Genomic DNA, 14,541 nt, shown 5'->3' with positions numbered 1-14,541 from the left:
CCGCCAGATGGCCCGTCCGCTGGCGTCGAGCAGCAGGCGGGCCTGCGCCGCCAGCTGCACGAACTGCCAGGCCGCGCCAGCCATCGCGCGCAGCAGTTCGGTGGCGCCGACGTCGAAGAAGTGCGGCAGCTGGATCGATCGTCGCGTCGGCACCAGACCCGCCAGCGCGCCCAGGAGCGGGCCGAGCACGAGGGCCGCGGCGACGGCGCCGAAAGCCCAGGCCAGCGGCAGCGAATCCGTGAAGACCACCCAGGCGAGCAGCACGGCCGAGGCCGGAACCACCAGCGTCCGTCGCAGGTTGTCGCTCATCTTCCAGAGTCCGAGCGCATCGATTCCGTAGCGCCGCGCGCGCAGCATCAGCGGCAGCAGCTGCCAGTCGCCGCGGGCCCAGCGATGCATCCGCGAGGCGGCGACGTCGGCGTGGTGCGGATGGTCCTCGACCAGCACCAGGTCGCTCACCACGGCGCAGCGCGCCACCGCGCCTTCGAGCAGATCGTGGCTCAGCACCGCGCCCTCGGGCAGCCGGCGATCGAGCGTGGCGTGCATCGCCTGGACGTCGAGCAGGCCCTTGCCGGTGAAGGAGCCGGTGCCGAAGACATCCTGGTAGATGTCGGAGGCGCTGTTGCTGTAGGGGTCGAGCCCGCACTGGCCGGCGAACATCCAGTGGAACAGGGAACGCTCTTGGCGCTCCGGGAACGGCGTGACGATGCGGGGCTGGAAGACCCCGAAGCCGGCCGTCACGCGGCCGCCGACGGCATCGACGTGCGGCGCATTCAGGGGGTGCGCCGCCACCGCGACCAGTTCGCGCAGCGTGCCCGGCGGCATCCCGGTGTCGCTGTCGAGCGTCATCACGTAGGGAATGCGGGCCGCCAGCCGGGCGCCGTTGGCCGCCGGCAGGAAGCCGCTGGCATCGCCGGTGGCCAGCAGGCGCAGCAGCATCTCGAGCTTGCCGCGCTTGCGCTCCCAGCCCATCCAGCGCTGCTCGGTCTCGGACCAGGTGCGCGGCCGGTGCAGCAGCAGGAAGCGCGGGGTGGCGCCAGGCGCAGGGTAGCTGTCGTTGAGGGCGCCGATCCGGCGCAGGGCATCGTCCAGCAGCAGCGAATCGCCGGGCATCGCGGCCAGGTCGGCATCGCCCCAGTCGGTCAGCAGTGCGAACTGGGCCTGGTCCTCGCGGTTCGCGAGCCAGTGCAATTCGAGCCGGTGCGCCAGCTGGGCATTGGCGTCGATCGAATTCAGCATCGAGGGCATCACCACCAGCACCCGGTGCGCTGCCGGAATGCCATCGGCGAATTCGAGCCGAGGCAAGGCCCGGACGCGGGTCGATTCGGCGACGATGCGATGCACCAGCGCGATCACCGTTTCGGACAGCGGCCAGGCGATCAGCGCCAGGGCCACCAGCGAGGGCCAGCGAGGGTCGGGCCAGCCGCTTCGGTCCAGGCCATGCACCAAGGTGGCCAGCAGCAGCGCCGTGCCGGCGGTGATGGCCGTCACATAGAGTGCAAGGCGCCAATGGCGGGGCAGGCGGTGGCGCCGCACCGCCGCGGCCGCGCCATCGCCGCGCGCCGGTGCCAGCGCGGCGAGCAGGCCGGCGCGGCCTTCGCCGAACAGGTGATAGCCGGCGGTCCGTTCGGCCTGCGACCAGCGGCTTGCCTGCGCGTCTTCGGCGCCGGTGCAATCGGCGCCGGCCTGCAGCGCGAGGCCGACCACCGCCTGCGCCACTTCGCGCTCGGTCCGGCGGGTGCTGCGTGCCACCTGTTCCATCGCCTGCGTGATCTKCTTGCGCGTCAACTCGCTCTCGCGGCCGAAGCTGGGCAGTTCGCGCAGCACCCGCAGCGAGCGGCTGACCGGTTCGATCAGGTCGGCCCAGTCGACCTGGCCGATCATGCGCAGCGTCGTGATGATGTCGCCGACCGTGAGGTTGGCGGCCGCCTGTGCGGCCTGGGCGCCGGCGATCAGCGCCGGGCCGCTCGGGCAGTGCTGCTCGGTCCACTTGACGAGTGCGGGCGGATGCTCGCCGTGCTCGACCGGCAGCCGCTGCCAGAGCTGGGTCAGGTAGCTGTCCTGCATGCCGCGGCTCTGCAGCGCGCGATAGAGTACGTCGAGCTCGTGCGGCGACAGCGAATCGGCCGCGTCCCAGGCCGCGTGCGCGACCTCGCGCGCCACCTTGTTCTCGGCGATGCGCTCGGCCACCCGCCGCAGATTTTCCAGCAGCACCACGCGCAGCGTGGTCGGCAGCGCCCACAGTTCGCCGAGCGTGAGTTCATCGATGTCCTGGTAGGCATCGAGGAAAGCCGTGAAGAGCGCCTTGTTCAGCACGCTGTCGGTGTGTGCGACATAGGCCCAGGCGATGCCGTAGACCCGCGGCAGGCCGGCCAGCGGCGCCGCCGCGAGCTTCGGCAGGCGGGCGTAGTAGCGGCGCGGCACGCCCTCGCGGATCTGCTGGAGCTGGGCCTCCACGAGGTGGAAGTTGTCGAGCAGCCATTCGGCTGCCGGCGACACGTAGCGCCCGCTCTGCGAGATCAGCGCGATGTAGTCGAAGGCGCTGCGCAGCGACTCGAGGTTCTTGTCGACGCGCGGGAAGAAGGGCGTGGTGTCGCCGCGCGAGGGACCGGCCTGCACCCCCTGCGCACGTGCCAGGCTGTGGCCGTGCTGCGCGAAGCGCTGGGCGCCGAACAGCTCGGCGCGGATCGGCGCTTCGACCGGCTCGTGCGGCCCGAGGAGAAGGTCGCGCGCGTACCGGCTGAGGCTGTCGAGTCGGTCGACGACCGCTGCGGCGCTCAAGCGATCGCGAACAGTCCGAGGGCGAGCACGCCGGCCACGCAGGCCATCGTCACGATGCGGCCAGCGGCGACTGAACGCACCTGCTGCAGATGGCTGCGCACCGCGAACCATCGTCCCCGGGCCCGCGCGCAATGTCGCATGTGCGATGCCAGCGCGTCGAAGTCGCCGCTGACGAAGTCGATCGGGGAACGGGCAAGCGATTGCGGGGATGACATGGCGGAGTTTCCTGTGAACGACCCTGAAGCCGCCGCGCGATTGCGAGAGCTGTGAACGTGCGGGCCAGGGTACTCCCTCTGCAATGGCCTTTTTATCCGCTTCGCCGTGAATGGGTGTAGGAGAGAGCGGACACCACCCGCTCTCGCCTTGCGGGCCGGGTTCGTCAGCCGGTGTTGCGCAAGCCCGCCGCCACCCCGTTGATCGACATGTGGATGCCCTTCTGCAGCCGCTCGTCGACCTGGCCCGCGCGGTAGCGGCGCATCAGCTCGACCTGCAGGTGGTGCAGCGGGTCGATGTAGGGGAAGCGATGGCGGATCGAACGCTGCATGTCGGCGTTGCCCTCCAGCCGCTGCTTGGCGCCGGTGATCAGCGTCAGCGCATCGGAGGTGCGGTGCCATTCGGCCTCGATCATCGAGAACACCTTCTGCCGCAGCTTCTTGTCGGCCACCAGCTCGGCGTAGCGCGAGGCCAGGGCGAGGTCGCTCTTGGCCAGCACCATGTCCATGTTCGACAGCAGCGTGCTGAAGAAGGGCCATTGCGCGTACATGCGCTGCAGCAGCGCCTGCCGTTCCTTGCGCGCGCCCGGATTGGGGGCTTGCGCAAGGARGCGTTCGATCGCCGAGCCGAAGCCGTACCAGCCCGGCAGCGTCAGGCGGCACTGGCCCCAGCTGAAGCTCCAGGGCACCGCGCGCAGGTCCTCGATGCTGCGGCTCGGGTTGCGCGAGGCCGGGCGCGAACCGATGTTGAGCTCGGCGATCTCGCGGATCGGCGTGGCGCTGAAGAAGTAGTCGCCGAAGCCCGGCGTCTCGTAGACCAGCGCGCGGTAGGCCGCCATGCTGGCTGCCGACAATTCGGCCGCCGCGGYCACGAAGGCGGCGGGCGCCGCCTTGGCGGTCGGCAGCAGCGTGGCCTCGAGCGTCGCCGCCACCAGCGTCTCGAGGTTGCGGCGGCCGATCTCGCTGTTGGCGTACTTCGAGCCGATCACCTCGCCCTGTTCGGTCAGGCGGATCTGGCCGCGCACGGTGCCCGGCGGCTGCGCCAGGATCGCCTGGTAGCTCGGGCCGCCGCCACGGCCCACGGTGCCGCCGCGGCCATGGAACATCCTCAACCGGATGGCAATGCCACTGTGCGCATTCAGCTCGTCGAACAGCGCCACCAGCGCCAGCCCGGCGCGGTACAGCTCCCAGTTGCTGGTGAAGATCCCGCCGTCCTTGTTGCTGTCGCTGTAGCCCAGCATCACGTCCTGCTCGGCGCCCGAGCGCTGCACCAGCGCGTGGATGCCCGGCAGCGCATAGAAGGCGCGCACGATCGGCGCCGCGTTGCGCAGGTCCTCGATGGTCTCGAACAGCGGCACCACGATCAGGTCGCAAGTGGCGGTGCCGTGCTGAGCGCCGGGCCGCCCCAAGCCAGCACGCGCCCCCTTGGGGGGCAGCGAGGACACGTCAGTGCCGAGCGTGGGGGCATTGTTGCCGAGAGTTCCGCGCAGCAGGCCCACTTCCTTTTGCAGCAGCAGCGCCTCGAGCAGGTCGCTCACCGTCTCGGTGTGGCTGATGATGTAGTGGCGGATCGCCGCCGCGCCGAAGCGTGCGCGTGCGCTGCGCGCGGTGGCGAAGATCGCGAGCTCGCTGCGGGCCAGCGCCGAGTAGTCGGCATCGGGCACCCGCAGCGGCCGGGCATCGTCGAGCAGGCGCAGCAGCAGCACTTGCTTGTCTTCCTCGGCCAGCGCTGCATAGGCGGGCTCGATGCGCGCGGTGGCCAGCAGTTCGGCCACCACCGCCTCGTGCTTGTCGGAACTCTGGCGCAGGTCGACGGTCGCCAGGTGGAAGCCGAACACCTCGACCGCGCGGATCAGCGGATGCAGGCGCGGCGCCGCCAGCACGCTGCCGTGCTTGTCGGCCAGCGACTCCTCGATGGTGCGCAGGTCGGCCAGGAACTCCTCGGCCGTCTGGTACGGGTTCTGCGGCTTCACGGCGTGGCGCGCGGCCTCGCCGCCGGTGAGTTCGCGCAAGGTGGCGGCCAGTCGCGCGTAGATGCCGGTCAGCGCGCGGCGGTAGGGCTCGTCGACGCGGTGCTCGTTCCTGTCGGGCGAGCGCTCGGCCAGCGCCTGCATCTCGACCGATACGTCGACCAGCGTGGCCGACAGCGACAGCTCGCCGCCGAGGTAGTGCACTTCGGTCAGGTAGTGGCGCAGTGCCAGCTCGCTCTGCCGGCGCAGTGCGTACTCGAGCGTTTCGGCGGTCACGTTCGGATTGCCGTCGCGGTCGCCGCCGATCCACTGGCCCATGCGCAGGAAGGGCGCCACCGAGGGCACGCTGCCGCCGTGGGCCAGGGCCTTCTCGAGTTCGGCGTAGACCCGCGGGATCTCGCGCAGGAAGGTGGCCTCGTAATAGCTCAGCGCGTTCTCGATCTCGTCGGCCACGGTCAGCTTGGAGAAGCGCAGCAGGCGCGTCTGCCACAGCTGGGTGACGCGGGTGCGCAGCTGGCGCTCGTTGTCTGCGTACTCGATCGGCGTCAGCGCATCCTTGGCCGCAGCGAAGGCACGCTGGCGCAGCCCGATCTCGTCGCGCGCCGTGAGCAGCTGCGCGATGGCGCGCTCGGCATCCAGGATGCTCTTGCGCTGCACTTCGGTCGGGTGGGCGGTGAGTACCGGCGAGACGTAGCTGTGAGCCAGCGACTCGACCACCGCCTCGGGCTTGATGCCGGCCTTGCGGATGCGCGCCAGCGCGATCTCCAGGCTGCCTTCGGCGCTGTCGCCGGCGCGCTCGGCCTCGGTGCGGCGGCGGATCTGGTGCCGGTCCTCGGCCAGGTTGGCGAGGTGGCTGAAGTAGGTGAAGGCGCGGATCACGCTCACGGTCTCGGCGGCGCTGAGTCCTTTCAGCAGGTTCTTGAGCGCCCGGTCCGCGGCATGGTCGGCGTCTCGCCGGAAGGCCACCGAGAGGGTGCGGATCTTCTCCACCAGCGCGTAGCTGTCGTCCCCCTCCTGTTCGCGGATCACGTCGCCGAGGATGCGGCCCAGGAGCCGGATATCGGCGATCAGGGGCAGGTCTTCGTCACGGGTCCGGCGCTTCGCGGCAACCGGTGCGGGGCTCGTCTTCATTCGAAACATCTCCTCGTGGGCTGGGGATATGCCGGCGTTGCTGCGGCGCAACATGCTAGCATCCCGCGAGTCTCTCTTTCATACGGAAAAACGGTTTGAGCAACATCGTCATCGCCACGCGCGAAAGCCGCCTGGCCATGTGGCAGGCCGAACACGTCAAGGCCCTCCTGCAAGAACAAGGCCATGCGGTGGCGCTGCTCGGCATGACCACCCGTGGCGACCAGATCCTCGACCGATCGCTCAGCAAGGTCGGCGGCAAGGGCCTGTTCGTCAAGGAACTCGAACTCGCGCTCGAAGAAGGGCGCGCCGACATCGCGGTGCATTCGCTCAAGGATGTACCCATGGATCTGCCTGAAGGCTTCATGCTGGCCTGCGTGCTCGAGCGCGAGGATCCGCGCGATGCGCTGGTGTCGCCGCGCCACGCGTCATTGGCCGAGCTGCCGCAAGGCGCGGTGGTCGGCACCTCCAGCCTGCGCCGCGTGGTTCTGCTGCGAGCGCTGCGGCCCGACCTGCGCATCGAGCCCCTGCGCGGCAATCTCGACACCCGGCTGCGCAAGCTCGACGAAGGCCAGTACGACGCCATCGTCCTGGCCGCCGCCGGGCTCAAGCGGCTCGGCCTCGAAGGGCGCATCCGCGAATGCTTCGAGCCCGACACGATGCTGCCCGCGGCCGGGCAGGGTGCGCTCGGCATCGAGATCCGCTCCGACCGCGCCGACCTGCTTGCGCTGCTGGCGCCGCTGGCCAGCCGCGCCGATGGCCTCGCCACCGCGGCCGAGCGCGCCGTCAGCCGCGCCATGGGCGGCAGCTGCTCGATGCCGCTCGCCGCGCACGCGCGCTGGCAGCCCGATGGCCGCCTGCGCATCGATGCCGCCCTCGGCGATCCCGAAGGCCTGGCGCCGCTGCTGCGGGCACAGCTGGTGGCCGAGGCCGGCGATGCGGCCCAGGCCGCGGCGCTGGGCGAAGCGGCGGCGCGGCTGCTGCAGGAATGAGACGGCGTCCGGCTTGTCCATGCTGCTGATCACACGACCGGCCAGGGAGGCCGCGCGATGGGTGGACGATCTGCGCGCGGCGGGCCTGGACGCGGTGGCGCTGCCCTTGATCGCCATCGAGCCGCTCGACGACCCGGCGCCGCTGCAGGCCGCTTGGCAGCGCCTGTCCGACTATGACGCGCTGATGTTCGTCAGCGCCGCGGCCGCCGAGCATTTCTTCTGCGGGATCGATGTCCGCCTTCCTTCGACGCTGCGATTCTGGGCTACCGGTCCCGGCACCACGCGGGGGCTGCGCGAGGCCGGCGTGCCGGCGTCGGCGATCGACGCGCCGCCCGCCGATGCGCCGCAGTTCGATTCCGAGACCCTGTGGCGCCTCGTGGCGCCGCAGGTGCGTCCGGGTTTCCGGCTCCTGATCGTCCGGGGCGGCGATGCCGCGGGGCAGGCCGCGGGTCGCGACTGGCTGGCCCGCGAGATCACGGCCGCCGGCGGCCGCTGCGATGCGGTGGCGGCCTACCGTCGATTGCCGCCGTCCTTCGGCGAGGCCGAGCGGCGGCTGGCGGCAGAGGGCGCCAGCGGTGCCGCGACCTGGCTGTTCAGCAGTTCGGAGGCGATTGCCAACCTGTGCCGGCTGCTGCCCACCGTCGGCTGGCAGTCGGCGCGCGCGCTCGCCACCCACGAACGCATCGCCGAGGCCGCCCGCGCCGCCGGATTCGGCCGTGTGCACGTGTCGCGGCCTTCGCTGGCCGAACTGGTCGCGTCGATAGAATCCCTGGCATGAGCGACGCGCCCGTCTTCAACGAGTCCCTGCCGGATCCCGCGTTGCGCGCGCCGGTTCCGGCTCCCTTGCCGGCCGCTCATGCGGCCGCGGCAGCGCTGCTCTCGCGGCTCGCTTTCGGCCTGCTCGGCATCGTCGCCGTGGTCGCGCTGCTGATGGCGCTGGCACTCTGGCAGAAGGTCAGCGGCATGCAGGAGCAGTTGGCGCGCCAGAGCGCCGATGCCCTGGCACAGTCGATGGAAGCCCGCACCCTGGCGCGACAGGCGCAGGAAGTGGTGCGGGACACGGCGGCCCGGCTGGCGCTAGCCGAAACGCGGGTCGGCGAGGTGGCGCTGCAACGCTCCCAGCTCGAGGAACTGATGCAGAGCCTGTCGCGCTCGCGCGACGAGAATCTGGTGATCGACATCGAGGCCGCCGTGCGGCTGGCCCTGCAGCAGGCCCAGGTCACAGGCAACGTGCAGCCGCTGCTGGCCGCGCTGAAGGCCGGCGACCTGCGCATCACGCGCGCCGCGCAACCCCGCCTGGCGCCGCTGCAGCGCGCCATGCAGCACGATGCGGACCGCCTTCGCAGCAGTGCCAGCGCCGACAACACCGATGCGCTGCAGAAGCTCGACGAACTCATGCGCACGGTGGATGACTTGCCGGCGCTCAACGCGGTGGCGATGCGCGGCGGCGGGCTCGACGCCCGGCAGGCCGAGCCGCTGCCGGCCGACGCGCCCTGGTGGCAGCGCTTCCTGGTGATGGTGCGCAACGAGGCGCGCTCGCTTTTGCGGGTCGGGCGCATCGAGCGGCCCGAGGCGGTGCTGCTGACGCCCGAACAGACCTTCTTCCTGCGCGAGAACCTCAAGCTGAAGCTGCTCAACGCCCGGCTGGCCCTGCTGTCCCGGCAAGTCGACACGGCCCGCGGCGAGATGGCCGCCGTCTCGGTGTCGATCAACCGCTATTTCGACCCGGCATCGCGCCGGGTCCAGGCCGCAGCCACGCTGGTGCAGCAGGTGCAGGCGCAGATCCGCACCAGCGAGCCGCCGCGCGTCGACGAGACGCTGGCCGCGCTCGCCACCGCGGCCGCGGGCCGCTAGGCAGGCCCGAAGCCATGCGCGCCGTCCTCTGGTTCCTCGCCCTGTTCGGCATCGCCGCCGCGGTGGCGCTGTTCGCGGGCAACAACCAGGGCACGATCACCGTCTTCTGGCCACCCTGGCGGGTCGACCTGTCGCTCAACCTCGTGCTGCTGCTCCTGTTCGCCGTGTTCGTGTTGTTGCACCTGGCGCTGCGGGGCTTCTCGGCCTTGTTCTCGCTGCCCAGGCAGGCGCGCCAATGGCGGTTGCAGCAAAAGGAGCGCGCGCTGCATTCGGCGCTGCTCGACGCCGCCGCGCAATTGCTGTCCGGCCGATTCTCGCGGGCGCGCAAGGCGGCGCAATCGGCACTGGTGCAGGAGCGGCGGCTGGCCGCGCTCGATGCCCGGTTGCCGCAGGCGCTCCAGGTGCGCGTGCTGGCGCACCTGCTGGCGGCCGAGAGCGCGCAGTCGCTGCAGGATCGCCCGGCGCGCGATGCGCACCTTCAACAGGCACTCAACGAGAGTGCCGAGCGTGGCGCAATGGTCGCGCCGGAAACCCGAGAGGGCGTGCAACTGCGTGCCGCCCGCTGGGCGCTCGACGACCGCGATGCGCCGGCCACCCTGGCGCGGCTCGCGGAGCTGCCGCAGGGCGCGCAACGCCGCACCCTGGCGCTGCGCCTGCGGCTGAAAGCCGCGCGCCAGGACCGGCGCACCCTCGAGGCGCTCGAGACCGCGCGGCTGCTGGCCAAGCACCGGGCTTTTTCCGATGCCGCTGCGCAGAGCATCGTGCGCGGACTGGCCACCGAATTGCTGTCGGGGGCCCACGATCCGGCCCAGCTGCTGCGCGCCTGGGGCGAGTTCGACGCCTCGGAGCGCGAGATGCCCGAGGTCGCGATCCACGCGGCCCAGCGCATGGTCGCGCTGCGCGGCGACCTCGCGCTGGCGCGCGCCTGGCTGCTGCCGGTCTGGGAGCGCATGGTCGCGCATCCGCAGAGCCTGGGCGAATCCCTGCGCGTGAAACTGGTCCGGGCACTCGAGGCCGGCCTCGACTCGGTCGATGCCGACTGGCTGGCGCGCATCGAATCGGCGCAGCGGAACAACCCGCGCGATGCCAATCTGCAGTACCTGGCGGGGATGGCCTGCATGAAGCGGCAGCTATGGGGCAAGGCGCAACAGTTGCTCACACAGGCCGGATTGGGCCTGCAGGACACCAACCTACATCGCCGGGCCTGGCAGGCGCTGGCGCAATTGGCCGAAGCGCGCGATGACGCCGACCAGGCTTCGGCCGCCTGGAAGCGCGCGGCACAAACCGAAAGCCTCTGACGCCGCCTTGCTTCAAGCGGGTTGGATGCTATTGAATTCGTAGCATTCCGATAAGGACCGCTTGGCGATTGGAGCCGACCCGGATTCCAAAGGAATCGTGATATTTCGGCAGCTGCCGGGAATATTTCCTCCACCAGAAGTCATAAGCCAAGAAAGGGTTTGAGTAGCCTCTTGACCTGATGTACAGTCGTAACTGTTTGCAAAAGTATTCATTTCAGGGTCACGATGCGGAGCTGCAATTGAAGCATTTTCTAATACATGCCGTGCTGCTGGCTTCGGTGGGCTTGCTGGTCCAGGGCTGCGCGCCGCTGGCGCCGGGTTTCCGCTCGGCCAGCAATGATGCCGCGCAGGCCGTCTCTCCATCCGGCTTCTCGACCGCCGAGATCGATCCGCCGCCGGCCGGTGCGCTGACCGAGATCACGCCGACGCTGATCGCAGCGCATCGCGCGGCCGTCCGTCAGACCAAGCTCAGCCCCGAGGTGATGGGCCTGGTCGGCCCGGTCGAGCCGTACCGCATCGGCCCGGGCGACGTGATCGGCATCGTGGTGTACGACCACCCAGAGATCACGTTCAGCGCCGGTCCGCCAGGAGGGGTCGGGGATGCCGCCAGCGTTTCTCCCGCGGCCGGGTTCATCGTCTCCAGCACCGGCTTCCTGAGCTTCCCGTATGTCGGCTCGCTGAAGGTGGCCGGCATGACCATCCAGGAGATCGAGGATGTCCTCGTGAAGCGCCTGGGACGCGTCTTCAAGGATCCGCAGCTGTTCGTCCGGGTCCAGGCTTTCCGCAGCAAGCGCGCCTACCTGGATGGCGAGATCCGCACACCCGGCCTGATGCTGTTCTCCGACATCCCGATGACGCTGGCGGAGGCGCTCAATCGTGCCGGCGGACTGACGCCCAACGGCGACCGTTCGGCGATCAACCTGACGCGCGACGGCAAGACGATTCCCATCGACCTGATGGCCATGGCCGATGCAGGTGTCGACCCCAGCCGCATCCCGCTGCGCCCCGGCGACCTGATCTATGTGCGCGGCCGCGACGAGCGAAAGGTCACCGTGATGGGCGAGACGACCGCGCAGACCGGCGTGCTGATGCGCAATGGCCAGCTGAGCCTGACCGATGCCCTGACCGAAGTGGCTGGCCTCAACCTGACCACCGCCAATCCGCGCCAGATCTACGTGATTCGCAACGAGGCGCAGGGCCAGTCGATCTTCCACCTCGACGCTCGCACGCCCACGGCGATCGCGATGGCGGAGGGCTTCCCGCTGAAGGCGAAGGACGTGGTCTACGTCGACCCGGTGCCTCTGGTGCAGTGGAACCGCGTCCTGAACCTGATCCTGCCGACCGCCACCACGGCGATCACGTACCAGTCCGTCGGCACCACCGCCACCGGCCGCTAGTCGCAACAGACGTGACCATCCGGAACATCCTCGTCGTGTGCATCGGAAACATCTGCCGCAGCCCGATGGCCGAAGGCCTGATCGCCGCGGCGCTGCCGGACGCGCAGGTGGCGTCAGCCGGCCTCGGAGCCCTGGTGGGGGAGCCCGCGGACCCGATCGCCTGTGAACTGATGCAGCAGCGCGGCATTTCGATCGACGAGCACCGTGCGCGGCAGATCAGCCTCGACGCCTGCCAGCGTGCCGACCTGATCCTGGTGATGGACGTCGCGCAGCGGCGCGCGGTCGAAGAGCGCTACCTGTTTGCCTCCGGCAAGGTATTTCGTCTCTGTGAGTTCAGCGATCAGGACATTCCGGACCCCTACCGGRCCGGCCGTGCCTCCTTCGAGCGGTCCCTGGCGCTCATCGAAGACGGTACCCAGCAATGGCTCCAACGCATTTCAAGAGTATCCAGTCGATGAATTCCTCTCTCACTCCCAAACCCAATCCAAGTTCGTTCGGTACGGCGGACGAGGAGGATTTCGACATCGGGCACTACCTCGAGGTGCTGGTGGCGAACAAGTGGCTGATCGCCTTCATCGCCCTGGTTGTGTTCCTGGCCGGGGCCGCGTACGCGTTCCTCGAGCGTCCGGTCTACGAGTCGAACATGGTGGTCCAGGTCGAAGACCCGGAACCCGGCGGCAAGGGCATCCTCAGCGAAGCCGGCGGGCTGATCGACCTCAAGACACCCGCCAGCGCCGAAATGGAAATCATCCGCTCGCGGATGGTGCTGGGCAAGGCCGTGGACGCGATCAAGCTCTACATCGTGGCCGGCCCGAACTACATTCCCTACATCGGCGGTTGGCTGACGCGGCGGGCGACCGGCCTGTCGGAGCCGGGTTTCCTGGGCTTCGGCGGCTATGTCTCGGGCACCGAGCAGATCGCGGTGTCTCGATTCGACGTGCCGACGTCGATGGAAGGGACGTTCTTCAAGGTGACTGCCAAGGGGGGCGGCCAGTACACGCTGAGCTCCCCGCACCTGGCTCAGGCCTTGGTCGGTTCGGTCGGCACGCCGTTGAAGGCCGAGACCCCGGACGGGCCCATCGAACTGGTCGTGAGCAAGCTGGACGGCAAGCCGGGCGCCGAGTTCAGCCTGCGGCGCCTCGCCAAGCTGCCGACCGTCATCTCGCTGCAATCGGGCCTGAGCCTGAGCGAGCGCGTCAAGGCCTCCGGGATCATCAACGTGGCGCTGCAGGACATCGATCCCGACCGTGCGGCCCAGGTGTTGAACGCCGTCGGCGTGCAGTACGTGCAGCAGAACATCGAGCGAAAGGCGGCTGAAGCGCAGAAGACGCTGGCCTTCCTCGACGTCCAGTTGCCGCAGTTCAAGCGCCAGATGGAGGCCGCGGAAGAAACCTACAACCGCTATCGCAACCAGAAGGGCACCGTGGCCTTCTCGGAGGAGGCGACCCTGATCCTCGGCCAGGCGGTCGACCGCCAGACCCGGCTGCTGGACGCCCAGCAACGCCGGCGTGAGCTCGAGGCGCGCTTCACTTCCAGTCATCCGATGGTGCAGACGCTGGACGCCCAGATCGCGGCGTTGAAGGCCGACATGGCCGGCATCCAGACGCGGATCAAGGGTCTGCCTGCGATCCAGCAGGAAGCGGTGCGCATGGAGCGCGACGTCAAGGTCAACACCGAGCTCTATCAGTCGCTGCTCAACAGCTCGCTGCAGCTGCGGCTGGTGAAGGAGGGCAAGGTCGGCAACGTTCGCGTGCTCGACGAGGCGGTGGTGCCGCGGGCCCCGATCAAGCCGAACCGCAACGTCATCATGGCCGCAGCGCTTGCCTTGGGCCTGTTCCTCGGCGTCTGCGCCGCTTTCATCCGCAATGCGTTCATCGAGCAGCGCATCCGCGATCCGCACGAAGTCGAGGGCGATATCGGCCTGCCGGTGTTCTCGACCATTCCCATGAGCCCGGCGCAGCAGGCCATTGCCGCCCGACGCCTGAGCGGAGCCACCGGCGTGCGGCTGCTGACGATCGAAAAGGCCGACGACCCCGCCGTCGAGAGTCTGCGCAGCCTACGTACGGCCCTGCAGTTCGCGATGCTGGAGGCGCCCAACAACCGCGTGCTGATCACCGGTCCCACCCCGGGCGTCGGCAAGAGCTTCGTGGCCGCCAATTTCGCGGCGCTGATGGCTGCCGCCGGACGGCGCACGCTGCTGATCGACGCCGACCTGCGGCGCGGCCACACGCACCAGTATTTTGGTCTGCAGCGTCATGGCGGCTTGTCCGAACTGATCGCCGGCAGCCTGACGGTGCAGCAGACCGTGCACCGGCAGGTGGTTCCCAGCCTGGACTTCCTGGCCACCGGCCAGCTGCCGCCGAACCCGGCCGAACTGCTGGTGTCGGATTCGTTCAAGACCAACCTCGAGCGCCTGTCCGAGCAATACGACCTGGTCGTGGTCGATGCGCCGCCCGTGCTGGTGGCCGCTGATACGAGCACCATCGCGACGCACGTGGGCACCGTGCTGCTGGTGGCGCGCGCCGACCTGTCGACGATGGGCGAGCTCAAGGAAAGCACCCGGCGCCTTTCGATGGGCGGCAAGGCGGCCACGGGCGTGCTGCTCAACGGCATGAACGTCAGCCGCCGGGCCTATGCTGCCTACAAGTACGGCCGCTATCGCTACACCAACTACAACTACGAGAGCATCCTGCCGGAAGAGCAATAGGCTCGCCCCCAGGTTGGGCTCACTGCGTGTAGCCCGCCCACCCCCTACCGGGGGCAACACCAGCGGCCCGGCGAAGCCGGTTCCGCGTGGCTGTTGCTCGCCCCCAGGTTGGGCTCACTGCGTGTAGCCCGCCCACCCCCTGCCGGGGGCAACACCAGCGGCCCGGCGAAGCCGGTTCCGCGGTGTTTCACCAACAAGGCCG

9 protein-coding genes and 1 pseudogene are annotated in these 14,541 nt (G+C 69.5%); 7 read left to right on the top strand and 3 right to left on the bottom strand.

All coding sequences use genetic code 11. The annotated features are described in order from the left end of the window. The 3 genes and pseudogenes from AC1D2E_RS17670 to ppc form a co-directional block, all read right to left on the bottom strand. Nucleotides 1–2,781: pseudogene (locus AC1D2E_RS17670) on the bottom strand (GH36-type glycosyl hydrolase domain-containing protein); the annotation flags it as partial. After that, nucleotides 2,778–2,996 (bottom strand): hypothetical protein, encoded by a 219-nt coding sequence (locus AC1D2E_RS17665; protein ID WP_478198590.1) that lies wholly within the window; start codon nt 2,994–2,996, stop codon nt 2,778–2,780. The pseudogene AC1D2E_RS17670 and the gene AC1D2E_RS17665, both read right to left, overlap by 4 nt. 164 nt (nt 2,997–3,160) lie before the next feature. After that, nucleotides 3,161–6,094, bottom strand: coding sequence for a phosphoenolpyruvate carboxylase (gene ppc / locus AC1D2E_RS17660; protein ID WP_478198589.1), 2,934 nt, complete (start codon nt 6,092–6,094; stop codon nt 3,161–3,163). Nucleotides 6,095–6,189: 95 nt separating this feature from the next. Between ppc and hemC the strand changes: the two genes are divergently transcribed. The 7 genes from hemC to AC1D2E_RS17625 all read left to right on the top strand — a co-directional run bounded on the left by hemC (nt 6,190) and on the right by AC1D2E_RS17625 (nt 14,339). Further along, nucleotides 6,190–7,083: a hydroxymethylbilane synthase gene (gene hemC / locus AC1D2E_RS17655; protein ID WP_478198588.1), complete on the top strand. Its 894-nt coding sequence runs from the start codon at nt 6,190–6,192 to the stop codon at nt 7,081–7,083. A 19-nt stretch (nt 7,084–7,102) separates the two neighbouring features. Continuing rightward, nucleotides 7,103–7,861 carry a uroporphyrinogen-III synthase gene (locus AC1D2E_RS17650; RefSeq protein ID WP_478198587.1) on the top strand — a complete coding sequence of 253 codons (759 nt, stop codon included), beginning with the start codon at nt 7,103–7,105 and terminating at the stop codon, nt 7,859–7,861. Continuing rightward, nucleotides 7,858–8,937 carry a uroporphyrinogen-III C-methyltransferase gene (locus AC1D2E_RS17645; protein WP_478198586.1) on the top strand — a complete coding sequence of 360 codons (1,080 nt, stop codon included), beginning with the start codon at nt 7,858–7,860 and terminating at the stop codon, nt 8,935–8,937. The genes AC1D2E_RS17650 and AC1D2E_RS17645 overlap by 4 nt, the downstream gene beginning before the upstream one ends. 14 nt (nt 8,938–8,951) lie before the next feature. Next, nucleotides 8,952–10,235: a heme biosynthesis HemY N-terminal domain-containing protein gene (locus tag AC1D2E_RS17640; RefSeq protein WP_478198585.1), complete on the top strand. Its 1,284-nt coding sequence runs from the start codon at nt 8,952–8,954 to the stop codon at nt 10,233–10,235. A 239-nt stretch (nt 10,236–10,474) separates the two neighbouring features. Continuing rightward, entirely contained in the window at nt 10,475–11,632 is a 1,158-nt protein-coding gene (locus AC1D2E_RS17635; RefSeq protein WP_478198584.1) for a polysaccharide biosynthesis/export family protein, read from the top strand. 17 nt (nt 11,633–11,649) lie between these two features. Next, entirely contained in the window at nt 11,650–12,090 is a 441-nt protein-coding gene (locus AC1D2E_RS17630; RefSeq protein ID WP_478198591.1) for a low molecular weight protein-tyrosine-phosphatase, read from the top strand. Next, nucleotides 12,087–14,339, top strand: a complete 2,253-nt coding sequence (locus tag AC1D2E_RS17625; RefSeq protein WP_478198583.1) for a polysaccharide biosynthesis tyrosine autokinase — start codon at nt 12,087–12,089, stop codon at nt 14,337–14,339. Before AC1D2E_RS17630 ends, AC1D2E_RS17625 begins: the two co-directional genes overlap by 4 nt. Nucleotides 14,340–14,541 lie beyond the last annotated feature (202 nt).

The organism is Variovorax sp. P1_H2 (assembly GCF_056405295.1).
The sequence above is the reverse complement of the archived record's forward strand: the minus strand, read 5'-3'. Positions and strand labels throughout refer to the sequence as shown.